This is a genomic window from Sphingomonas sp. G-3-2-10 (genome assembly GCF_012927115.1).
GTDB lineage: Bacteria > Pseudomonadota > Alphaproteobacteria > Sphingomonadales > Sphingomonadaceae > Sphingomonas.
This window is the reverse complement of record NZ_JABBFY010000003.1, coordinates 82,138-103,101: the sequence shown is the minus strand read 5'-3', so window position 1 is coordinate 103,101 and position 20,964 is coordinate 82,138. Positions and strand designations below refer to the sequence as shown.

Annotated in this window: 23 protein-coding genes and 1 tRNA gene; 17 read left to right on the top strand and 7 right to left on the bottom strand. The window is 67.6% G+C overall.

Translation table 11 applies throughout. The features are described 5' to 3' along the window. Positions 1-6 precede the first annotated feature (6 nt). The 3 genes from HHL13_RS21190 to HHL13_RS21180 all read left to right on the top strand — a co-directional run bounded on the left by HHL13_RS21190 (position 7) and on the right by HHL13_RS21180 (position 2,045). Positions 7-462, top strand: a complete 456-nt coding sequence (locus tag HHL13_RS21190; RefSeq protein ID WP_169557966.1) for an SRPBCC family protein — start codon at positions 7-9, stop codon at positions 460-462. Continuing rightward, positions 426-1,121 (top strand): dihydrofolate reductase family protein, encoded by a 696-nt coding sequence (locus HHL13_RS21185; protein ID WP_240953950.1) that lies wholly within the window; start codon positions 426-428, stop codon positions 1,119-1,121. Before HHL13_RS21190 ends, HHL13_RS21185 begins: the two co-directional genes overlap by 37 nt. A 63-nt stretch (positions 1,122-1,184) precedes the next feature. After that, the gene (locus tag HHL13_RS21180) at positions 1,185-2,045 is read left to right on the top strand and encodes a class I SAM-dependent methyltransferase (protein ID WP_169557965.1); all 861 of its coding nucleotides are present in this window, start codon (positions 1,185-1,187) and stop codon (positions 2,043-2,045) included. Here the strand turns inward: HHL13_RS21180 and HHL13_RS21175 are convergent, their stop codons facing one another. After that, positions 2,046-2,657: a J domain-containing protein gene (locus HHL13_RS21175; RefSeq protein WP_346775623.1), complete on the bottom strand. Its 612-nt coding sequence runs from the start codon at positions 2,655-2,657 to the stop codon at positions 2,046-2,048. Positions 2,658-2,693: 36 nt separating this feature from the next. On the opposite strand from HHL13_RS21175, the gene HHL13_RS21170 reads away from it, so the two are divergent. The 3 genes from HHL13_RS21170 to HHL13_RS21160 all read left to right on the top strand — a co-directional run bounded on the left by HHL13_RS21170 (position 2,694) and on the right by HHL13_RS21160 (position 4,398). Then, positions 2,694-2,978, top strand: coding sequence for a BolA family protein (locus HHL13_RS21170; RefSeq protein ID WP_169557964.1), 285 nt, complete (start codon positions 2,694-2,696; stop codon positions 2,976-2,978). Further along, entirely contained in the window at positions 2,975-3,403 is a 429-nt protein-coding gene (locus tag HHL13_RS21165; RefSeq protein WP_169557963.1) for an NUDIX domain-containing protein, read from the top strand. The genes HHL13_RS21170 and HHL13_RS21165 overlap by 4 nt, the downstream gene beginning before the upstream one ends. Positions 3,404-3,498: 95 nt before the next feature. Continuing rightward, positions 3,499-4,398, top strand: coding sequence for a pirin family protein (locus tag HHL13_RS21160; RefSeq protein ID WP_169557962.1), 900 nt, complete (start codon positions 3,499-3,501; stop codon positions 4,396-4,398). Between the two features lie 202 nt (positions 4,399-4,600). Here the strand turns inward: HHL13_RS21160 and HHL13_RS21155 are convergent, their stop codons facing one another. Beyond that, positions 4,601-5,164, bottom strand: a complete 564-nt coding sequence (locus tag HHL13_RS21155; protein ID WP_169557961.1) for a hypothetical protein — start codon at positions 5,162-5,164, stop codon at positions 4,601-4,603. Positions 5,165-5,336: 172 nt separating this feature from the next. Between HHL13_RS21155 and HHL13_RS21150 the strand changes: the two genes are divergently transcribed. Next, positions 5,337-6,233, top strand: a complete 897-nt coding sequence (locus tag HHL13_RS21150; RefSeq protein WP_169557960.1) for an alpha/beta hydrolase — start codon at positions 5,337-5,339, stop codon at positions 6,231-6,233. 120 nt (positions 6,234-6,353) lie between these two features. Here HHL13_RS21150 and HHL13_RS21145 read toward each other — a convergent pair whose 3' ends face one another. After that, positions 6,354-7,421 (bottom strand): DUF2332 domain-containing protein, encoded by a 1,068-nt coding sequence (locus tag HHL13_RS21145; RefSeq protein ID WP_169557959.1) that lies wholly within the window; start codon positions 7,419-7,421, stop codon positions 6,354-6,356. A gap of 64 nt (positions 7,422-7,485) precedes the next feature. On the opposite strand from HHL13_RS21145, the gene hisG reads away from it, so the two are divergent. Together hisG and hisD are read left to right on the top strand one after the other, a co-directional pair. Beyond that, on the top strand, positions 7,486-8,136 hold the full coding sequence (gene hisG, locus HHL13_RS21140; protein WP_169557958.1) for an ATP phosphoribosyltransferase: 651 nt from the start codon (positions 7,486-7,488) through the stop codon (positions 8,134-8,136). Then, on the top strand, positions 8,133-9,413 hold the full coding sequence (hisD, locus tag HHL13_RS21135) for a histidinol dehydrogenase (protein ID WP_169557957.1): 1,281 nt from the start codon (positions 8,133-8,135) through the stop codon (positions 9,411-9,413). Before hisG ends, hisD begins: the two co-directional genes overlap by 4 nt. A 1-nt stretch (position 9,414) precedes the next feature. Here hisD and HHL13_RS21130 read toward each other — a convergent pair whose 3' ends face one another. Continuing rightward, positions 9,415-10,164, bottom strand: a complete 750-nt coding sequence (locus HHL13_RS21130; protein WP_169557956.1) for an SDR family oxidoreductase — start codon at positions 10,162-10,164, stop codon at positions 9,415-9,417. Between the two features lie 117 nt (positions 10,165-10,281). On the opposite strand from HHL13_RS21130, the gene nusB reads away from it, so the two are divergent. The 3 genes from nusB (at position 10,282) to HHL13_RS21115 (ending at position 13,983) form a co-directional block, all read left to right on the top strand. Continuing rightward, positions 10,282-10,743: a transcription antitermination factor NusB gene (gene nusB, locus HHL13_RS21125; protein WP_169557955.1), complete on the top strand. Its 462-nt coding sequence runs from the start codon at positions 10,282-10,284 to the stop codon at positions 10,741-10,743. A gap of 49 nt (positions 10,744-10,792) precedes the next feature. Beyond that, positions 10,793-11,677, top strand: a complete 885-nt coding sequence (gene thiL, locus HHL13_RS21120) for a thiamine-phosphate kinase (RefSeq protein ID WP_169557954.1) — start codon at positions 10,793-10,795, stop codon at positions 11,675-11,677. Positions 11,678-11,802: 125 nt separating this feature from the next. Beyond that, positions 11,803-13,983 carry a sodium-translocating pyrophosphatase gene (locus tag HHL13_RS21115; protein WP_169557953.1) on the top strand — a complete coding sequence of 727 codons (2,181 nt, stop codon included), beginning with the start codon at positions 11,803-11,805 and terminating at the stop codon, positions 13,981-13,983. Between the two features lie 364 nt (positions 13,984-14,347). Here HHL13_RS21115 and HHL13_RS21110 read toward each other — a convergent pair whose 3' ends face one another. Next, positions 14,348-17,302: a VIT domain-containing protein gene (locus tag HHL13_RS21110; protein ID WP_169557952.1), complete on the bottom strand. Its 2,955-nt coding sequence runs from the start codon at positions 17,300-17,302 to the stop codon at positions 14,348-14,350. 145 nt (positions 17,303-17,447) lie between these two features. Here HHL13_RS21110 and infA point away from each other — a divergent pair, with 145 nt between their 5' ends. From infA to HHL13_RS21085, 5 genes are all read left to right on the top strand, one after another. Further along, the gene (gene infA, locus HHL13_RS21105) at positions 17,448-17,666 is read left to right on the top strand and encodes a translation initiation factor IF-1 (protein WP_003049127.1); all 219 of its coding nucleotides are present in this window, start codon (positions 17,448-17,450) and stop codon (positions 17,664-17,666) included. A gap of 9 nt (positions 17,667-17,675) precedes the next feature. Further along, entirely contained in the window at positions 17,676-18,245 is a 570-nt protein-coding gene (locus HHL13_RS21100; protein WP_169558171.1) for a Maf family protein, read from the top strand. Next, the gene (locus HHL13_RS21095; protein WP_169557951.1) at positions 18,238-19,167 is read left to right on the top strand and encodes a ribonuclease; all 930 of its coding nucleotides are present in this window, start codon (positions 18,238-18,240) and stop codon (positions 19,165-19,167) included. Before HHL13_RS21100 ends, HHL13_RS21095 begins: the two co-directional genes overlap by 8 nt. Before the next feature lie 4 nt (positions 19,168-19,171). Next, on the top strand, positions 19,172-19,354 hold the full coding sequence (gene yacG, locus HHL13_RS21090; RefSeq protein ID WP_169557950.1) for a DNA gyrase inhibitor YacG: 183 nt from the start codon (positions 19,172-19,174) through the stop codon (positions 19,352-19,354). A gap of 52 nt (positions 19,355-19,406) precedes the next feature. Further along, positions 19,407-19,482, top strand: a tRNA-Phe gene (locus HHL13_RS21085). A 45-nt stretch (positions 19,483-19,527) separates the two neighbouring features. Here the strand turns inward: HHL13_RS21085 and HHL13_RS21080 are convergent. Further along, complete coding sequence (locus tag HHL13_RS21080) at positions 19,528-19,974, bottom strand: hypothetical protein (RefSeq protein ID WP_169557949.1); 447 nt, start codon at positions 19,972-19,974, stop codon at positions 19,528-19,530. A 27-nt stretch (positions 19,975-20,001) separates the two neighbouring features. Next, a complete protein-coding gene (locus HHL13_RS21075) occupies positions 20,002-20,850 on the bottom strand; it encodes a hypothetical protein (RefSeq protein WP_169557948.1) in 849 nt (282 codons plus the stop codon). Positions 20,851-20,964 lie beyond the last annotated feature (114 nt).

Here is a 20,964-nt window from a genome sequence, read left to right as displayed (position 1 = left end):
CTTCCCATGAGCAACGAACTGGTCATCGAACGCCTGATGGACGCGCCCGTGAGCGCGCTGTGGCGTGCCTATACCGACCATCTGGGCGAGTGGTTCTGCCCGCCGCCCTGGCGCGCCGAACTGGTCGAGATGGACCTGCGCGCGGGCGGCCGTTCGTCGGTCACCATGTACGGCCCGAACGGCGAGGAGATGCCGAACGAGGGCGTCTATCTGGAGGTGATCCCCGATCGCCTGATCGTCTTCACCGACGCCTTCACTCCCGGCTGGAACCCGGCGGGCCAGCCCTTCATGGTCGGATCGTTCGAGTTCGAGCCGCAAGGCGACAAGACCCTGTTCCGCGGCCGCGCACGCCACTGGACCGAGGAAGCCCGCAGCCAGCACGAGGCGATGGGCTTCGAGCAGGGCTGGGGCGTGATGGCGGCGCAATGGGAAGCCGTCGCGAAGCGGCTGGCGGCGGGCTGATGCGCCGGATCATCGGCGCGGCGTTCGTGTCGCTCGACGGCGTCATGCAGGCGCCGGGCGGGCCGAGCGAGGACTGGACCGGCGGCTTTCAGCATGGCGGCTGGGTCGCGCCGCTATGGGACGAGCAAGGCGGCGAAGCGATCGGCGAGCTCTTCGCCCGCCCCTTCGATCTGCTGCTCGGCCGCAAGACCTATGAGATCTTCGCGGCCTATTGGCCCTATGCCGAGGAAGGCGATCCGATCGGCACCGCGTTCGACAAGGCGGCGAAATATGTCCTGACCGGCAGCGACGACCCCTTGCCGTGGCAGAACAGCCACCGGCTCAGCAGCATCGAGGCCCTGGCCCAACTCAAGTCCGGCGATGGCCCCGATCTTGTGATCCAGGGCAGTTCGACGCTCTACCCGCAACTGCTCGCCGCGGGCCTGATCGACCGGCTGACGGTGCAGATCTTCCCGCTGATCCTCGGCCCCGGCAAACGCCTGTTCGGCGAAGGCACGCCCTCGCTGGCGCTCAGGCTGACCGACCACAAGCAGACCGGCACCGGCGTCACGATCGCGACCTACGAACCCGCGGGCGCGGTGCAGACCGGCAGCTTCGCCGGTCCCGACCCCAGCGAACGCGAAAAGGCGCGGCAGGAGCGGATGAAGCGCGAAGGCTGAAACCGGGTTGCGCATCTCAGTCAAATTAGCTAATGAGAATTATTAGCAATAAGGAGCGGGAGCATGGTGGCAGCCAACGTCTATCAGGTCGCGGACTGGAACGGCCATAGCGGCGAGCGCTGGGTCAGCAACCAGCAGCGCCTCGATCACATGCTCGCCATCTTCGGCGTCGCCGCGATCGAAGCCGCCGCGCCGCTTCCCGGCGATCGCGTCCTCGACATCGGCTGCGGCGCGGGCGCGACCAGCCTGACGCTGGCCGAGCGCGTCCGCCCCAACGGGCAGGTGCTCGGCGTCGACATCTCCGCGCCGTTGATCGACCGTGCCTGGGAACAGGTGCCCGCCGGTACCGCGCTCGAATATCGCCTTGCCGACGCCAGCGTCGCGCCGCTGCCGGTCCACGGCTTCGATCTGCTCTTCTCGCGGTTCGGCGTGATGTTCTTCGACGATCCCGCCGCAGCCTTCGCGCATCTGCGCCACGCACTGGTGCCCGGCGGCCGCCTCGCTTTCGTCTGCTGGCGCGCGGCGAGCGAGAATGACTGGGTCCGCCTGCCGATGGGCGCGATTCGGGGACTGATCCCGCCCTCAGCCGCGCCCGATCCGGAAGCCCCCGGCCCCTTCTCGTTCGGCGACCGCGATCGCATCGTCCGCATCCTCGGCGAAGCCGGCTTCACCGATACCGCCATCACGCCGTTCGACGCGGTGATCCCCTTCGGTCAGGGCGTAACGCGGGAGCAGGCGATCGAGGATGCGGTGGAGATGGCGTTCGAAGTCGGCCCCCTCTCCCGCGCGCTTGCCGGCCAGTCGAGCAAGGTCCGCGTCGCCGCATCCGAAGCCGTCCATGCCGCGTTTTCGAAGCGCCCCGGCGAAACCTCGGTGCTGATCGACGGCGCGGCGTGGATCGTCACGGCCCGCAATCCCGGCTGATCACGCGAACGCGGGCGAAGCCTTTAACTGCTGATAGGCGGCGATCACCTTGGTCAGCGCCGCCTCATAGCTCCGGTCCCCGCCATTGCGGTCGGGGTGGTAGCGCCGCACTAGCTCGGAATAGCGCTTCCGCAGCGCCATCCGGTCGGCGTCCACGTCCAGATCGAGCGTCTTCAGCGCCTCGCGGTCGTTGCCCGAAAGCGGGCGCCCGTCCTTGCGTTCCACCGGCCGGCGATCGCGAAACCGCGCCTGGATCGCATCGAGCGGATCCGAGAAATCGGCCCAGCGCGGCGGCCGATCCGCGCCGCCGGTCGAATTGAACGCCCGCGTCTCGCGCTCCCACCCGGCAAAGGGCCGCTGCGCATCGTGGATCTCGTCGGGCGACATGCCCTTGAAGAAATTATAGCCCGAATTGAATTCGCGGACATGGTCGAGGCACAGCCAGCGGAACGGCGCCGGCCGGTCGCCTGCGCCATGCGCACCTTCCAGCAAAGGCGCGCGAAACTCGCCCGGCTCCCCGCACCCCGGCGACGCGCACACCCGTCCCTTCGCCTCCACCCGGCCGTGGAAACGCGCATTCGGACGGTCTTTCTTCGGATGGCTCTCGGCCACGCTTACTCCCTCGGATAATCGCCCTATATAGGCGGCATGACCGACCTCGCTACCGCCCCGCTCGCCGAAATCATCACCGCCCGCCTGACCGAAGCGCTCGCTCCGTCGCAGCTCGAAGTGATCAACGACAGCCACCAGCATCGCGGCCATCTGGGCGATGACGGTACGGGCGAATCGCACTGGACCGTGGTGGTCGAAAGCGCGGCCTTTGCGGGCAAGAACCGTGTCGCCCGCCAGCGGCTGATCAATGCCGCGCTCGCCGATCTGCTGGTTAGCCGCATCCATGCGCTGGCGATGAAGACGCGCGCACCCGGCGAATGAGGAAGCCCCGCCCCGCCGCGCGCATCCTGCTGCTCGATGCGGAGGAGCGGGTGCTGATGTTCCGCTTCACGCCCGACGACCGTCCGCCCTTCTGGTGCACGCCCGGCGGCGCGCTCGATCCGGGCGAAAGCTACGAAGTGGCCGCCCGCCGCGAACTGCTGGAGGAAACCGGGCTCGACCTCGATCCCGGCCCGCAAATCGCCAGGCGCCACGTCGAATTCGTTACCATCGAAGGCGTGCCGGTCAGCGCCGACGAACGCTATTTCCGCGTCCGGATCGAAGGCTGCGAAGTCGACACCAGCCGCCACACGCCGCTGGAACAGCGCGTGATGCAGGAGTGGCGCTGGTTCACCCGCACCGAACTGGCATCGCACGACGAACCCCTTTTCCCCGAAGACCTGATCGCGTTGCTCGACCGGACCTGAAGCAGCCGGACGAAACGCAGGCTTTCCGAACTTGGGCTGTTGCGGGACAGCGCCAGCCTCTATCTCCATCGTCGATAAATTCGAGGTAGCGCCCAATGACCGACGATCTGTTCATCCAGACCATCGAACCCACCACTCACGATCTGGGCGGGTTCAAGGTTCACCGGACTCTCCCGTCGCGCCCGCGCACGATGGTCGGCCCGTTCGTGTTCTTCGACCAGATGGGCCCGGCGCATCTCGAACCCGGCAACGGCATCGACGTGCGCCCGCATCCGCACATCAATCTCGCCACCGTCACCTATCTCTATGCCGGTGCAATGGATCATCGCGATTCGCTCGGCACCTTCGCCACGATCGAGCCGGGCGCGGTCAATCTGATGACCGCCGGCCGCGGCATCGTCCATTCGGAGCGTTCGCCTCAGGCCGTGCGCGAGACGGGCTTCGATCTGTCGGGCATCCAGACCTGGCTCGCCTTGCCCGAACGCTATGAGGAAATCGCCCCGGCATTCGAGCATGTCCCCGCCGCGCGTCTGCCCATCGTCGAGTCCGGCGGCGCTACCGCGCGCGTCATCATGGGCAGCCTGTGGGGCGAATCCGCGCCGACCACCGTCTATGCCGGCACCATCTATGCCGACATACTGCTGGAGCCGGGCGCGAGCATCCCGATCGACGCGGGCGCCGACGAACGCGCGCTCTACGTGGCGATCGGCGAAGCCAGCGTGGACGGCATGAAGCTGGAACCCACCACCCTATACGTCCTGCGCCCCGGCATCGCCGCGACGCTGCGTTCGGAAAGCGGCGGCCGCGTGGTCCTGTGCGGCGGCGAAGACTTCAGGACGCCGCGCCATGTGTGGTGGAACTTCGTCTCCTCCAGCCGCGAGCGGATCAATCAGGCCAAGCATGACTGGAAGGCAGGCAACTTCCCCACCGTGCCCGGCGACGACAAGGAATTCATCCCCATCCCCGAAGTCCCGCTGACGGTGAGCTATCCCTAGGACCAAGCTCAGCGTCTGCAATCGCAAGACGCGCTATGCCGGCGAACCGGAAGCGGTGGAAGCAATCCACCGCTCCGGCCTCGTCTTGCGTCCCTATCGCTGCGACCGCTGCAACCGGTTCCACCTGACCAGCCGGACCAAGGGCAAGCGGGCGATCTAGTCCGATTCAGCTTCGCTGAATCGTGCGGCAGTGGATCAGACCCTAAAGCACGTACACGATCAGATAGCGCGCCACGAGCAATCCCATCACGACCCTGCTCGCCACCGCGCCGCGCGTGACCATCGCCGCGCCCATCAGCGCAACCAGCACCAGGGTCAGCCCCAGCGACAACGGGTGCAACAGGAACGGCGCCAGCTTCGGCAAGCTCGCGTACCAGCCAAGTTGCACCACCAGCAGCACGAACATCGCCCCCAGTACGATCCGCCGCACGCGGAAGAAATGCGCGTCGAAGTCCGGCGTCTCCTCCGGCTCGCGCGGAAACACCAGCCGCGCCGCCAGATAATAGGCTCCGGCGAAACAGGTCACCGCCATCAGCGACCGGCCCGAAATCGTCACCAGATCGCGCGTCACCCACGCCGCCATCCAGAACGACAACAGGTCGAGCAGCACGAACACGCCCAGCATCGGCGTCAGCCACCCGATCCGAACCGCCGTCTCCGGCTTCAGCCGCGCCTCGATCGCCCGCGCGAACCCGCCCAGCACTTCGGCGATCGACAGACCGAGCAACAGCCCGAACAGCGCAAAGATGAATTCGAACTGGCTCATACGCGTCCCCCGATCCGCCCCGATTCCACATCGGAAGAAGCGTGTCGAGCGGTTCGATCCTCCCCCTGGCGGGGGAGGGTTTCGGAAGGCGCATTCCCATTCCTCCGACCACGCCCTAATATCGGTTGCATCAAGCCCCGCAGCCAATCGCGGGGAACAACGGGAGACGATCATGTCGGGCTTCGAACTCCAGCACATCGCCCTGCCCACTGGCGTCGAGCTCGACGTCGCGATCGAGGGCGATCCGGCGAACCCGCCGCTGATCTTCCTTCATGGCTTTCCCGAATCGCACCGCACCTGGCGGCACCAGCTGACCGAATTCGCCCGCGACCATTATGTCGTCGCACCGGACCAGCGTGGCTTCGCCCGCTCGTCCAAGCCCGAGGGCGCGGAAAATTACAGCCCGGACAAGCCTGTCGGCGATCTGATCGCCCTCGCCGACCATCTCGGCATCGGCGCGTTCACGCTGGTCGGCCATGATTGGGGCGGCGCGATCTCGTGGATGGCCGCGCTGCAGAATCCGGGCCGTATCGCGCGCCTGATCATCCTCAACGCACCGCATCCGCTGATCTTCCAGCGCACCCTGTTCGACGATCCGGCCCAGCGCCTCGCCAGCCAGTATATGACCGCCTTCCGCAATCCCGATTTCGAGAAGTTCGTCGAAGCGCTCACCATTCCCGGCTTCTTCGACAAGACCTTCGCCCAGCATGCCGACGCGGCCCTGCTCGCGCCCGAGCGCGACACCTATATCGATCAATGGTCCCAGCCCGGCGCGATGACCGCGATGCTCAACTGGTATCGCGGCAGCAGCGTGATCGTCCCCGCCCCCGGCGAAACGCCCGGGCGCCCGGCATGGCTCGACGGCCCCTTCCCCCCGGTCACCCAACCGACGCTGGTCATCTGGGGGCTGGGCGATACCGCTTTGCTGCCCAGCCAGCTCGAGGGGCTCGACGCGCTGGTTCCCGACCTGACGGTCGTGAAGGTCGAAGCGGGCCATTTCGTACCGTGGGAAAACCCGGCGGCAGTAAACGCCGCGATCCGCGAATGGCTGGCCGCTCGCGAGGGCTAAGCGGTTGCAATGTTGGATTTCATTCGCTTGAGTCGCCGGGCCGCAGCCACGGCCGCTCTTTGAAATCGGAAAGGAAGGTTTTTTCGCATTCCGGGTGTCAACCGTGTCAACCGGACGCGGTTACTCCAGCCACGCCACCCACGCGCCATGCGCATGCGCCCGCGCCAGCAATTGCGGCTCACCCGTTCCGGGCCAGTGCCGCACGATCAGTTCGTGCTGATAGGTCGCGCGATTGGCTTCCAGCGCGATCCACGCCAGCGGCCGTTCCGCCGTTGCCCGTACGCCGGCCGCTTCCATCGCCTGCGTGATCCGCGCCTGCCGCGCCGCGCCCAGATACTGCCAGACGATCGAATGCATCAGCACCCGCACCGTCCCCGCTTCCTGCGGCCGGGCAAGCTGTTCCTCGACGAACGCATCGGCGTCGGCCTGCACCAGATCGGGCGCGCGTTCCGCCGCGGCCTGCGCCGCGAATTCCAGCCGCGCAAACCGCTGGCGATGCTCGGGCCAGACATAGGCCTGGAGCCGCAGCAGTTGCGCCGGATCGCGCAGATCGACCGGCGCGACGTCGCAGCCATGCAGCCCGGCAAAGTCCAGCCCGCCCTCGGGCAAGGCCGGCGGCGGCGATCCGCGCCATTCGGGTTCCAGCCGCATCCCCGACTCCGCCGGTCCCACGCCGACTCCGCCCAGTTCGTAGCGATAGCGGTCCATCATCAGATTGATGCCAGCGCTCGATCCGATCTCGATACAGTCGAACCGCGGCGGCAATCCCTGCGCGGCCAGCCACAGCATCGCCGCGACATAGCTGGAGGATCGCCCCATCTCGTTGGTCTGGGGCGGCCCGTCGAGCCACGGCATCAGCGCCGCTTCGTGGCGCTTGATCGCCGCTGCCACCAGCCGCTCGGCATCGGCCATCGCCGCATCCTCGCCGGCATAGAGCGGCGCCAATGCCGGCTCCGCGCCCGACAAATGCAGTGCATGCAGCCCGCCCGCGCACCGCAGTGGCAGGGCATCGGCCAGCGGTTGCCCCTGCCATTCGCGCGCCGCCTTCAGGAACGCGCCCGGCCCGTCCAGCGCCGCCGCGATCGATTCGACCACACGCCCGGTGATCGGCGCGCCATTGGCCCGGCAATAGGCGACCTGATTGGCAAAGGCCCCCCACACGTCCGTCGTCGCAGCTAGGTCGGTCATAAGAAATTCTCCGCGGTGCCGCGTGTTGCGCCCGCATCCCCCCCCAAGTAAAGCCCCGCTCGCCATGCAAGAACCGCTGATCCTCGCCGTACCCAAGGGACGCATTCTCGAAGAGTGTCTGCCGGTACTCGCGCATGTCGGGATCATCCCCGAACCGGCCTTTGCCGACGAGAGCAGCCGCGCACTGCGATTCAGGACGAACAGCCCCGCGATCGACCTGATCCGCGTCCGCGCGTTCGATGTCGCGACCTTCGTGGCGCATGGCGCGGCGCAACTGGGCATCGTCGGGTCCGACGTACTCGCCGAGTTCGCCTATTCCGAGCTCTACGCACCCGTAGACCTCAATATCGGCCATTGCCGCCTGTCGGTCGCCGAGCCCGCCGAACTCGCCGCGAGCGACGATCCGCGCGGCTGGAGCCATGTTCGCGTCGCGACCAAATACCCCCATGTCACCCAAGCGCATTTCGAGGCGCGCGGCGTGCAGGCCGAATGCATCAAGCTGAACGGCGCGATGGAGCTGGCTCCCGTGCTGGGCCTCGCCCCGCGCATCGTCGATCTCGTCTCGTCGGGCCGTACGCTGAAGGAAAACGGGCTGGTCGAAGTCGAAGTGATCGCCGAAGTCACCAGCCGCCTGATCGTCAACCGCGCGGCGTTCAAGACCCGAGCGACCGAAGTCGTCCCGCTGGTCGACGCCTTCCGCAAGGCCGTGGCGTGATCCGCCTCGACGCCTCGACGCCGGACTTTGCCGAAGCCTTCACCGCCCTCGTCAACGCCCGCCGCGAAGCCGATGAGGATGTCGCCCGCGACGTCACCGCGATCATCCGCCGCGTCCGCGACGAAGGCGACGCCGCTGTCCGCGATTACACCCGGCGGTTCGATCGCCACGATCTCGACTGGCGGATCGACCGCGCCGACTGCCTCGCCGCATGGCAGAGCCTGACGCCCGAACTGCGCGACGCCCTCGAACTCGCCGCCGAACGTATCGCGGCGTACCATATCAAGCAGATTCCGCAGGACCGCGACGAGATCGACAGTGCTGGCATCCGCCTCGGCGCGCGGTGGAAGCCGGTCGATGCGGCGGGCGTCTATGTCCCCGGCGGGCGCGCGGCCTATCCCAGCTCGGTGCTGATGAACGCCCTGCCCGCCAAGGCGGCAGGCGTCGGCCGCCTCGTGATGGTCACGCCCACGCCGGACGGCAACATCAACCCGCTGGTCCTCGCCGCCGCGCACCTCGCCGGAGTGGACGAGATCTGGCGCATCGGCGGCGCACAGGCCGTCGCCGCGCTGGCTTATGGCACGCAAACCATCGCCCCGGTCGACGTCATCACCGGCCCCGGCAACGCCTGGGTCGCCGAGGCGAAGCGCCAGCTTTACGGCGTGGTCGGCATCGACATGGTCGCCGGTCCCTCCGAGATCGTCGTCGTCGCCGATGGCAAGAACGACCCCGAATGGATCGCCGCCGACCTGCTCAGCCAGGCCGAGCACGATCCCACCAGCCAGTCGATCCTGTTCACCGACGACGCGGCGTTTGCCGGCAAGGTCGCCGAAACGGTAAATCGCCAGATCGAGACGCTGACGACCGCCGCGACCGCGCGCGCCAGCTGGGACGCCAATGGCGCGATCATCGTCGTTCCCACGCTCGCCGACTCGATCCCGCTATGCGACCGCCTCGCCCCCGAACATCTCGAACTGGCCTGCGACGATGCCGAAGCTTTGTTCGACAGCGTCCGCCACGCCGGATCGGTATTCATCGGCCGCCACACCCCCGAAGCGATCGGAGACTATGTCGCGGGGCCGAACCACGTCCTGCCCACCGGCCGCCGCGCGCGCTTCGCCTCGGGCCTGTCGGTGCTCGACTATATGAAGCGCACCAGCTTCCTCGCTCTCGACGAAGCCGGCCTCGCCGCGATCGGACCGGCCGCCGTGGCGCTGGCCGGGGCCGAAGGCCTGCCCGCCCATGCGAAGTCGGTCGCGATCCGGCTGAAGCCCTGAGTCACTTCACCGCGGCATTGCCCCCGTCGGCATGAAGCGCGGAACCGGCGACGAAGCTGCTCATCCCGCTGGCGAGGAACAGCGCAGCCTGCGCGATCTCGTCCGGATCGGCGATGCGCTTCATCGCGTGCAACCCCGCCGCCCACTCCTTCTGCTCGGCCGAGCCGGCGGCGGGGGTATCGGTGCCGCCGGGCAGCAGCGCGTTGGCGCGGATGCCCTCGGCGGCATGATCGGCGGTGATGCCCTTCACCAGCCCCATCAGCGCCGCCTTCGACGCGCCATAGGCAGCCATGCCGGGGATGCCGACGCTGGTGCCGACAAAGGTCGATACGAAGATCATCGATCCCCCGCCCGACAGGCGCATCGCCGGAATCTGGCTGCGCGCGCCCAGAAACGCGCCGGTCAGATTGGTCCGCAGCACCCGCTCCCAATCCGCGACCGGCAGTTCCTCCAGCGGCGCATAGGTCCCGACGATGCCCGCATTGTTGAGCGCGACGTGCAGGCCGCCGAACCGTTCGACCGCCGCCGCCACCATCGCCCGATGCGTCGCTTCCTCGCCGACATCCCCGGCAACCACCCAGGCCGAGCCGCCTTCGCCCTCGATCGCCGCCCGCGTATCCGCAAGCGCCGCTTCGTCGCGTCCGTTCAACACCACCGCCGCCCCGTTCCGGGCGAACAGCAGCGCAGCCGTCCGGCCGATCCCCGATGAGGCGCCGGTTACGATCGCAGTCTTTCCCGCCAGCAAGCTCATGTCCGTCTCCTTCGCGACGGCCGATACGGCAGGCCGCGAAGTTCCGGCTTCCTGCCGATTGCGCTCAAAACGCTTAGCCTTTGCCTTCCCGCGGCGGCGGGACTATCTGGCGCGCTTATGCCCAGTCCCAAAGCAAAGACCCGTTCCAAGGCCCGCGCCGCGTCGCGCCTTGCCGCCGTGCAGGCGCTGTATCAGCGCGACATGGAGGGCACCGCGATTCCCGTGCTGCTCCATGAATTCCACCAGCACCGCCTCGGCGCGACGATCGAGGAAGTCGAATATGCCGATGCCGATCAGGCCTTTTTCGACGACATCGTCCAGGGCGTCGATGCGCGCCGCGACGAGATCGACCGGCTGATCGCCTCCAAGCTGGCCGACGACTGGAGCTTCGAACGCCTCGACAAGCCGATGCGCCAGATCCTGCGCGCCGGCGCCTATGAGCTGCTCGGGCGCAAGGACGTGCCGGTGGGCGCGGTCATCAACGAATATCTCGACGTGACCGACGCCTTTTACGACCGCCGCGAAAAGGGCTTCGTCAACGGCCTGCTCGACGCGATCGCCAAGGAAGTCCGCGCTTGATCCCATCAAATCCTCCCCCGCCGCTTCGCTCTGGGAGAGGATTTTTAGGGTGACCGAGCTCGATTTCATCGCCGCGTTGCGCGCGCTGCCGCTCCATCCCGGAGCCGGTGATCTGCGCGACGACACGGCGATGCTCGACGGCTTGATCCTGACGACCGACACGATGGTCGAGGGCGTGCATTATCTGCCCGGCGATCCGCCCGAGACCATCGGCTGGAAACTGGCCGCGGTGAACCTGTCCGATCTCGCCGCAAAGGGCGCGACGCCCGCCGGCTGCCTGCTCAACCATGCCCTGTCCGGCGACGCGGCATGGGATACGGCGTTCCTTTCCGGCCTCGGCGATGCGCTGAAGACCTATGCCATGCCCCTGCTCGGCGGCGACACGGTCGCCATGCCGGCGGGCGCACCCCGCAGCTACAGCCTCACCGCGATAGGCCGGGCGAGCGAGCGCACCCCGGTGCGCAATGGCGCGCAACCCGGCGACGCGCTGTGGGTCACCGGCACGATCGGCGATGCCGGTGCGGGCCTCGCCATCGCGCGCGGCGGCGATGGGTCGGCGGAGTTGCTCGACCGCTATCGCCGCCCCCGCCCTCGCCTTGCCGAGGGTCAGGCGCTCGCGGCGCATGTCCATGCGATGATGGACGTTTCGGACGGCCTGCTGCTCGATGCCCGCCGCATGGCCGACGCCAGCGGCATCGCGGTCACGATCGATCTCGCGCTCGTCCCGCTCGCGCCGGCCTTTCCCGGCACGCCGATCGAAGCCGCGACGGCAGGTGACGATTACGAACTGCTCTTCGCTGCCCCGGCGGATTTCGTCCCGCAGGTCCCGGCCACGCGCGTGGGCAGGTTCGCGTCCGGATCAGGCCTCACCTTGACCGACGGGGATACCCCCGTCGCGCTGCCGCCATCGCTGGGATACGCCCACCGCGTTTGAATTGACGGCCCGTCAGGTCCACGGCGCTTGCGCTCGCCTCTCTCCCCCGTATACCGTCAGGGTCCGAGGGAAAAACCTGCCATCCGAGCGGGGGCCCGTCAGGAATAGGGGAAGGGTTTAACCACATGACAATTGTCTATGCGGCCATCCTGTGCGGCGTATTGGCCGTGCTCTATGGCATTCTGACCAGTCTGCAGGTTCTGAAGGCTCCGGCCGGCAACGAGAAGATGCAGGACATCGCCGCCGCCATCCAGGAAGGCGCGAAGGCCTATCTCGGCCGCCAGTATATGACCATCGGCATCGTCGGCGTCATCGTCGCGGTCGTGCTCTATTTCGCGCTGGGCGGGGTTTCGCTCGCCGGTTTCCTTGTCGGCGCGGTTCTCTCGGGCGTCGCCGGTTTCGTCGGCATGCACATCTCGGTTCGCGCCAATGTCCGCACTGCGGAAGCCGCACGCGGCTCGCTGCAGGGCGGCCTGACGCTCGCGTTCCGCTCGGGCGCGATCACCGGCATGCTGGTGGCGGGTCTCGGTCTGCTCTCGATCGCCGGGCTCTTCTGGTACTTCACCGGCGTCGCCAAGGTGGATGCCAATTCGCGCGAAGTGATCGAAGTGCTGACCAGCCTCGCCTTCGGCGCATCGCTGATCTCGATCTTCGCCCGTCTCGGCGGCGGCATCTTCACCAAGGCCGCTGACGTCGGCGCCGATCTGGTCGGCAAGGTCGAAGCGGGAATTCCGGAAGACGATCCCCGCAACCCCGCCGTGATTGCAGATAACGTCGGCGACAATGTCGGCGACTGCGCCGGCATGGCGGCCGATCTGTTCGAAACCTATGTCGTCACCATCGGCCTCACGATGGTCTCGATCGCGCTGCTGCTCGGCGGGCTTTCGGGCGACACGCTGATGGCGCTGATGGCGCTTCCGCTGATCATCGGCGGCGTGTGCATCATCACCTCGATCATCGGCACCTATATGGTCCGCCTCGGCTCCAGCCAGTCGATCATGGGCGCGCTGTACAAAGGCTTCTGGACCACCGTGATCCTCTCGATCCCGGCAATCTATTTCGCCACCCAATGGGCGCTCGGCACCGCCGGGCTCGACATGAATGCAGAAATCGCGCTGCTCGGCGGCGACACGCTCGGGGATACCACCGGCGTCTCGATCACCGGCATGAGCCTGTTCTGGTGCATGATGATCGGCCTGGCCGTCACCGGCCTGCTGGTGTGGATCACCGAATATTACACCGGCACCAACTATCGGCCGGTCAAGAGCATCGCGAAAGCATCAGTCACCGGTCACGGCACCAACGTGATCCAGGGTCTGGCGATCAGCCTTGAATCGACCGCGCTGCCGACGCTCGTGATCGTCGTCGCCGTTATCGCGACCTTCCAGATCGCGGGCATCATCGGCGTGGCCTTCGCCGCGACCGCGCTGCTGGCGCTGGCCGGCATGGTCGTCGCGCTCGACGCATACGGCCCGGTGACCGACAATGCCGGCGGCATCGCCGAAATGGCGGGTCTGCCCGACGATGTGCGTCACAAGACCGACGCGCTCGACGCGGTGGGCAACACCACCAAGGCCGTGACCAAGGGCTATGCCATCGGTTCGGCCGCGTTGGCCGCACTGGTGCTGTTCGGCGCCTACACCACCGATCTCGACCATTATGCCGCGCAGCTTGGCCTCGAAACCAATCTCGCCACGGGCAAGGCAGCGGTCGATTTCTCGCTCAGCAATCCGTACGTGATCGTCGGCCTGCTGCTGGGTGCACTCCTGCCCTACCTGTTCGGCGCATTCGGCATGACTGCCGTGGGCCGCGCAGCGGGTTCGGTCGTCGAAGACGTCCGTGCCCAGTTCAAGGAAAACCCGGGCATCATGGAAGGGACCAGCCGTCCCAACTATGGCCGCACGGTGGACATCGTGACCAAGGCGGCGATCAAGGAAATGATCATCCCGTCGCTGCTGCCGGTGCTCAGCCCGATCGCGGTGTATTTCATCATCGCCGAAGTGGGCGGCAAGGCACAGGGCTTCGCGGCGCTGGGCGCGATGCTGCTCGGCGTGATCGTCTCGGGCCTGTTCGTCGCCATCTCGATGACTTCGGGCGGTGGCGCGTGGGACAACGCCAAGAAATATATCGAAGACGGCAATCACGGCGGCAAGGGCAGCGAAGCCCATAAGGCCGCGGTGACCGGCGACACGGTCGGCGATCCCTACAAGGACACGGCCGGCCCGGCAGTGAACCCGATGATCAAGATCACCAACATCGTCGCGCTCCTCCTGCTCGCCGCGCTGGCGGCCGGGGGCGCTGGCTGATCGTGCCGGAGCCGGAACGGCGATTGCCGCTCCGGCCCCGATCGCAAATCCAATCTCGGGGCCCCGTCCGGATCATCCGGGCGGGGCCTTTCTTTTCCACGCCATCCTCGCTGCTGGCCCAGTTGCCCCCGCTTCGATTGGCGAACCTCCGCCCCGGGGCAATCTCGGGGGAGAGGACGACATGAAATTCAGGGTTTGCTTCTGGCTGCCAGTGGGCCGCGCATGCAGCGCACTATCGGCCGAATGGGGAGTAAGCCCGTGCCGCTTAAAACGTCCGGTCAGTTTCCCGACATCGCCAGTCCCGCCTGAGCCCGGCCTTGTCCGAAACTCCCGCCCGGCACTGTCCGGGCAGGAGTTTCCCGGTTCAGCGCGGCTTGACCTGGATCGTCCCCACCAGCTTCTCGCCGCCGTCATTGCCCAGCAGCTCGATGTCGACGCTTTCCTCGCTCTGGTTGGGCCGGCCGAAGTTGCGGATCAGCCGCACGGTGATCACCGACGCGCCGTTCGGATCGATCCGGTCGCTGGCATAGACGTCCGCACGCACCGTGTAGGTTCCCGCCGGCGCGCGATGGATCATATATTCCTCCGGGCCGTATCCGGAGGTCATGTCGTTCGACAGCCGTCCCCCGATCGCGGTGCGCGGATTGTTGTAGATCGCCCGCTCGCCGGTCGGTTCGTCCACCCACAGGTCGAGATCGGTGGCATTGGTGTCCCAATCGACCACGACGCGCAGATCGACATCGAGCAGCCCGATCAGCCGCGGATCGAGCTTCGCGGTGCCGCCCAGCGCCTCGAGACGCGGGATCAGCGCATTGGCTTCCATCAGCGAGATCAGCTCGATCCCATCCCACGTGTCGTCCCACGGCGTCAGCGCGACTTCGCTCAGCAATGCGATGGCGCGCTCCAGATCGGCCTTCGCCGTGGCGGGCCGCAATGCCGCGCGGCGCGCCAGTGCCAGCGCCAGCAGCCGCTTCGGCTGCGGCCGGTCGGGTTCGAGCGCCGCGATGCGTTCGCGCAGCTCGATCGCCCGGTCGATCGCGCCATATCGCTCCAGCCGCGCGGCGACGAGGCCGAAGGTCGCGGTATTGGCCGACGGCAGGTCGAGCGCCGCGACCACCATCTCCGCTGCCTCGGCGTTGCGGCCGCGCTTGCGCAGCCATTCGGCGGTGTCGAGATAGAAGGCCGGGACGCCGCCATGCGTCGCTTCCTCGGTCGCAAAGCGCGTCGCGAACGCGTTCGGGGCAGCGTCGAAGGCCTTCAGATAGGGCCGGTCGGGCTGCCACGCGTCGATCGCGATTCTGGGCGCGTTAGGATCGTCTTCCCCGGCTTTGCGGTCGATCGAATCGTTTGCGATGACCGTCACCGCGGACGGACTGCTCTGAATTTCCATAACCGGCGCGCGGTTGCCGGTGACGACGATGCTGCTCTCTTCCGAGTCGGCTCCGGACGTGTTGCCCATGATCACATTGCGATCGGGCACGGGAGGAGACGGCGGCGACGGCGCTTGCACGGGGGCCGGCACCGCTTCGGGCATGGGCGTCGGCATCGGCGTCGTAACCGGCTTGGGCGGACGCGGACGGCCGGTCGGGAAGCGCCGCTTCCACCAGTTCACCTGCTCCGCCCACATGCCCGCCACCTCATCGAGCCGCGAAGCCCTAGCCCGCGCCTCGCCGTCATCGGCATGTTTGCGCTGCTCGCGATACTGGGCGAGCAGTTCCTTGGGATAGCCCTCGGGCGGCGCGATATCGGCGGTCACATAATCGTTCGGCGTTTCCAGCACGAGGAACGACAGGCTGGGGCTCGCCACCGAGTAACGCCGACTGAGCGCGACATAGGCCTCGCGCTGCTCGCTCGCGCCCAGAGTCGCCAGCGTGTCGAGCGCAAGAAGCTGTCCCTCGCCCTCGAACGCCGCCGCGCTATCGGGCAGCGCGACCTTCGCTTCGATCGATCCGGTGCGAACGCTCACCGCGCCGCCATTCGCCGGCGCGCGGGCAATCACCATCCAGCGGCCCGCGCGGCTTTCCACCGGCACGAAATCCAGCCGCTTTCCGGCGCTGTCGAACACGCCGGTCACGCCGCCTTCGGCAGCGCCCAGCGCCTTTTCGATCGCCGATCCGTCCGCACCCAGTGCAAAAGCCCGGCCGCCATGACTCGCCGCCACGTGCCGCAGCCACGCCATGTCCGCGTCCGGCGCGGTCGTAATCGCATCGAGCCGGCACTTCGCCGAAAGCGCCGCCGCGCGATCGATCGCGGGCCGCCCGTTGGAGAAGAGCAGGCAACGATCGACCGGCGCGGTCTCGTTCGCCAGCGCCGCGAAGCTGCTCGCCCCGCGATACTGCACCGCCTTCAGCGCCGCGATCGCTGCATCCACGCTCGCCACCGTCTTGCGTTCGGCGCCGCTGCTGTTGAACAGCACGATCTCGATGCTGCGCGGGTTCAGCGCGGTCAGCGTCCGCCGCAGCAGCGCCAGCTCATCCTCATGCCGCCCCTGCAAGCGTGAGCGCGAGCGGTCCCAATAGACGCGCACCCGGCCCGCCAGGCCGACGCCCGCCGGCCCGCTCGCTCCCGAGATCTGGACGAACCGCTCGCCCAGCGCATTGCGGCTCAGGATCGCCTCAGGCAACCGGGCGCGGCTGATCGCCAGCGCGCCGCTCAACTCGCTCTTGCCTTCGCCCCGCGCGATCCAGCCTTCGCCGTCGCGGACCATCGGCCCCGTCGCCCGGCCCGGCCAGGTCACGCCCGGCGCCGTCGCATCGCTCGAACGCACGGTGATCGACCAGCCTTCGCTCGGCTGCACGCTCAGCGGCAGCATATAGATGTCGTCCGATTGCGCCGGGGCATAAAGCGGCGCGACGAAGCGCAGCCGGATCGTCCGCGTGCCGCGCGGCGGAATCGGGAAGACGCGCGTCTTGAACGCACCGTCCGTCGTCACTTCGGCCAATCCCGGATCGACGCGCTGGCGCACCCGCTCCTCATAGACTGCCTTCGCCTTGGGCTGGTCGACCAGCACGCCCGCGATCATCTGTCCATTCACGTCCAGCGCATAGCCGGTCACCACCGCGCCTTCGGGCAGCATGAAGCGGAAATCGCCTTCGAGGATATCGTTGCCCGGATTGGCGAACACCGCGGTCACGCTGGTCTCGGCCACCGCGCCGCGCACCGTCACCACCGTATCGAGCCGCTGGAGGTTCAGCTTGCGCACCGCTTCGTCGCTGCGGACGCCGCCGGCATGAGCGGTCAGGCTCGGATTGGCGGTCTGCGCCTGGGCGACGACAGGAAGCAGGGCCAGCGCCCCGGCCATGAACCAGCGTGCGATCATCGTCACCCTCCCCCTAAGCAACTCAGGCTATCGCCTTCAGATGACACCCGCATTGCGCCAAAACCAAGGCGACGCTCACAGTCTTCCCTTTTGCCGCATCCGGGAGTAAGGCACCGCGTCTTTTCTCACGCTCGCAGAGGCATGTTTGGCCAAGGAAGAACTTCTGGAAATGCGCGGACAGGTTGTGGAGCTTCTCCCCAACGCGATGTTCCGCGTCCGGCTCGAGAATGATCACGAGATCCTCGGCCACACTGCCGGCAAGATGCGCAAGAACCGCATCCGCGTCCTGGTCGGCGACGAAGTGCTCGTCGAGCTGACCCCGTACGACCTGACCAAGGGCCGTATCACCTACCGCTTCAAGTAAGTGCGGGCCATCAGGCTCGTCCTTGCATCCACGTCCCCCCGCCGCCTCGATCTGCTCAAGCGGATCGGCGTCGAGCCCGCGCGCGTGGCCGCTCCCGACATCGACGAAGACCCGCTCAAAGCCGAGCATCCCCGCGCCTATGTCCAGCGAATCGCCGAAGGCAAGGCGCATGCGGTTTCGCGCGACGCCGATGAGATCGTGCTGGCGGGCGACACCACCATCGCGGTCGGCCGCCGCATCCTGGGCAAGCCCGAGGACGAAGCCGATCTGCGCCGGATGCTCGCCCTGCTCTCGGGCCGCCGCCATCACTGCCTGTCGGCGGTTTGCCTGATCGGCCTCGACGGCAAGGCCCGCACCAGGCTGTCCGACACGATCGTCACCTTCAAGCGGCTGACCGATGCCGAGATCGATGCCTATGTCGCCAGCGGCGAAGGCATGGGCAAGGCGGGCGGCTATGCCATTCAGGGCCGCGCCGAGGGGTTCGTCCGCTATCTCGCGGGCAGCCATTCCGGCGTGGTCGGCCTGCCGGTCTACGAAACCCGCGCGCTCCTGCTCGCCACAGGCTACCCGGTTGGCTGAGTGGCTCTACGAAGCGGGCATCGGCGAGGCCCGCGCAGCGCTGGTCGAGGACGGCGAGATTCTCAAGGCGCGGATCGAACTCCCCGGCCTGCGCGCCGGGACCGTGATCGAAGGCCGGTTGCGCGCCGATAACCGCGTCGAACTGGCCGATTGCGAAATCCTGCTCGACCGCGCGCCCGCGGGCATCACGCAAGGCGCGAAGCTGATCGTCGAGATCGTCCGTGAGGCCATCCCCGAACGCGGCCGTCCCAAGCTCGCCAAGGCGATCGTGACCGACAAGGCGCCCGCCCCCGGCCCCGATCTGCTCGCACGTGTCACCGCCAGCGGCATCCCCGTCCGCACGCCCCGCGCGCATGAAGCCGATGCGCTGGAAGCCGCGGGCTGGTCCGAGATCCTCGAGGAAGCGGCGACCGGGGAAATCGCCTTTCCCGGCGGCGCGCTGCGGATGTCGGTCACGCCAGCCATGACCCTGTTCGACGTCGACGGCACCGGCCCGCTCGAACCCCTGGCAATGGCCGCGGCAAAGGCCGTGGCGCGGGCGATGGAGCGCCACGAGGTCACCGGGTCGGTGGGGATCGATTTCCCCACCCTCGCCAACAAGGCCGCGAGGCTCGCGCTCGGCGAAGCCGTCGACGCGCATCTGCCGCTGCCGTTCGAGCGCACCGCGGTGAACGGCTTCGGCTTCCTCCAGATCGTCCGCCGCCGCACCCGCGCCTCGCTGCCCGAACTGCTGCTCGCCGATCCAGCCGGCGCGGACACCCGCGCCGAGCTGCGCCGCCTCGAACGCCTTCTCCCGCCCTTCCCGGCTTCCCATATGGTCAGTGCGCGCATCCGCCGCCGACTCGACGCACATCCGGACTGGACCGCGGAGCTGGCGCGCCGCATGGGCGGAACCGTCGCGCTGGTCGCGGCAAAGGAGTGACAAGTTGAAGCGTGAAGCCTGCCCGATCTGCGATAAGCCCGTCGATCCCGCATTCAAGCCGTTTTGCGGCCGTGGCTGCAAGGATCGCGACCTGTTGCAATGGCTTGGCGAGGGATATCGGATTCCTGCGGGCCCTGCCGAAGAAGATGTACAAAGCGGGCTGGACACCGCGAACGACGCCGACTAAGAGGCCCGCTCTCCGGCGTTCGCCGGACGATCTGCTCCGGTTCGCCGGACGGGCCCGGGTAGCTCAGTTGGTAGAGCATGCGATTGAAAATCGCAGTGTCGGCGGTTCGATTCCGTCCCCGGGCACCACTCGCATCGCCGGATCATTTTCCGTTCGACCGCCTTCACGCGACATCAGCTCTCATAAGCTACCTGATGCTCGCCTTCCTCGATGACGATGCGCTGCGAGCCGCCGTCGCGATTGCGGTCGAACACATATTTGGTGCGGATCTCGCCGCCCGGTCGGACGATCGGCGGCGGGGAGCCGAACAGTTCGGGGCGGCCGGGAACCGCGCGTAGCCCCTGCCCGCTGCGCTGGCCCGATCCGGTCCCCTCCTCCAGCGTCACCCACACATCGCCGGTCTGGACCAGGTTCGCGGCCGAGGCGTTGCGCAGCGTGATATAGACATGGGTCAGCCGATCATCGCGCGGATTTTCCACGCGGTCGAGGCGCACGTCCCAGCGGCCGAGCGGCCTGAAGTCGCCGGCCGGCGCCGGCGCGACCATGTCCTGAACAACCATTGGCAAGGTGGCGGCCGGAGCCAGCGCAGCCAGCAGGACGGCGGCATAATATTGCAGCATGTCGTTTCCTCCTAAAATCGGGTGTGATCAGCGCAGCGCCACCATGCGCCGCTGCACATCTTCCCAGTCGGTCATGAACATCGCCGCGGCGAGCCGGGCGGCGCTCCGCGTCGGTTGCAGGCGGCCCTGACGCAGCAGGTCGTTTTCCTGCCGGTAGCTTGAGACATGGACGAGCAGCATGTGCGAACCCGGCGTGCCCGGGCGATACCAGGACTTGTCCTCCTGCAGAAGCCTGGCCTGATCGCGCGGGTACCATTCGCCCTGATGCGCGGTGTCGCTGACGATGATCCCGAACGCGGCGCCGGTGCCGATCCGCACGGTCCGGCCTTCGATGAACTCGGCCTCGACTGCGCGCCGCGCGAGGAATTCATAGGGATTTAGGTGGATACGCAGCACCGCGCCTTCCTCCCACGGCGTCATGTAGCGGCCGTCGCGCACGATCGTCTTCGGATCGCCGGCATGGACCGTCTTGGCGAGCAGGCTCAGGATCGGCTTGACCAGCCGCATCCCGTCTTCGGTGGTCATCAGCGAGATGTTGAGATCGGCCTCGATGCTGACCCCGTGGACGTTGCGGAGCGATGGCTGGGCCATCAGCGCGGCGAATGCGATATCCATCCTGCGCCGGAGCAGATCGGTCTCGGCGATCGTGATCTGCGGATCGCTCGGGCGCTGGTGAAGGTGAAGCTTGGGCTGGGGCGAGACCCAGCCCGGCAGCGCACCGGGCTCGTTCCCGCCGCCACCCTCCCAGTAATCGATCAGCGAGCGCGGCGCGCGGCGATCGCGGCTCGCAGGCGACCGGGCCTGCAGCCAGGCCGCCGGCAAGGCGAAGCTGGCGGCGAGGCCGAGCGGGATGGAAAGTGCGGTACGGCGATGCATGGCGGGGCTCCTTCTTCAACGTGCAGCCCCATGCTGCCCGCATCGCCGCCGCCGCGCGTCAGTCGTTCGACAAGGTCCGCCGCTCCCGCGCCCGAGAGGAACGGACGCGCTCGT

What these genes read in the sequence shown, in the direction of transcription:
- HHL13_RS21190 (WP_169557966.1), top strand. Translation starts at nt 7, where the DNA reads ATGAGCAACGAACTGGTCATCGAACGCCTGATGGACGCGCCCGTGAGC.
- HHL13_RS21185 (WP_240953950.1), top strand. Translation starts at nt 426, where the DNA reads ATGGGAAGCCGTCGCGAAGCGGCTGGCGGCGGGCTGATGCGCCGGATC.
- HHL13_RS21180 (WP_169557965.1), top strand. Translation starts at nt 1,185, where the DNA reads ATGGTGGCAGCCAACGTCTATCAGGTCGCGGACTGGAACGGCCATAGC.
- HHL13_RS21170 (WP_169557964.1), top strand. Translation starts at nt 2,694, where the DNA reads ATGACCGACCTCGCTACCGCCCCGCTCGCCGAAATCATCACCGCCCGC.
- HHL13_RS21165 (WP_169557963.1), top strand. Translation starts at nt 2,975, where the DNA reads ATGAGGAAGCCCCGCCCCGCCGCGCGCATCCTGCTGCTCGATGCGGAG.
- HHL13_RS21160 (WP_169557962.1), top strand. Translation starts at nt 3,499, where the DNA reads ATGACCGACGATCTGTTCATCCAGACCATCGAACCCACCACTCACGAT.
- HHL13_RS21155 (WP_169557961.1), bottom strand. Translation starts at nt 5,164, where the DNA reads ATGAGCCAGTTCGAATTCATCTTTGCGCTGTTCGGGCTGTTGCTCGGT.
- HHL13_RS21150 (WP_169557960.1), top strand. Translation starts at nt 5,337, where the DNA reads ATGTCGGGCTTCGAACTCCAGCACATCGCCCTGCCCACTGGCGTCGAG.
- HHL13_RS21145 (WP_169557959.1), bottom strand. Translation starts at nt 7,421, where the DNA reads ATGACCGACCTAGCTGCGACGACGGACGTGTGGGGGGCCTTTGCCAAT.
- hisG (WP_169557958.1), top strand. Translation starts at nt 7,486, where the DNA reads ATGCAAGAACCGCTGATCCTCGCCGTACCCAAGGGACGCATTCTCGAA.
- HHL13_RS21130 (WP_169557956.1), bottom strand. Translation starts at nt 10,164, where the DNA reads ATGAGCTTGCTGGCGGGAAAGACTGCGATCGTAACCGGCGCCTCATCG.
- nusB (WP_169557955.1), top strand. Translation starts at nt 10,282, where the DNA reads ATGCCCAGTCCCAAAGCAAAGACCCGTTCCAAGGCCCGCGCCGCGTCG.
- HHL13_RS21115 (WP_169557953.1), top strand. Translation starts at nt 11,803, where the DNA reads ATGACAATTGTCTATGCGGCCATCCTGTGCGGCGTATTGGCCGTGCTC.
- HHL13_RS21110 (WP_169557952.1), bottom strand. Translation starts at nt 17,302, where the DNA reads ATGATCGCACGCTGGTTCATGGCCGGGGCGCTGGCCCTGCTTCCTGTC.
- HHL13_RS21080 (WP_169557949.1), bottom strand. Translation starts at nt 19,974, where the DNA reads ATGCTGCAATATTATGCCGCCGTCCTGCTGGCTGCGCTGGCTCCGGCC.
- HHL13_RS21075 (WP_169557948.1), bottom strand. Translation starts at nt 20,850, where the DNA reads ATGCATCGCCGTACCGCACTTTCCATCCCGCTCGGCCTCGCCGCCAGC.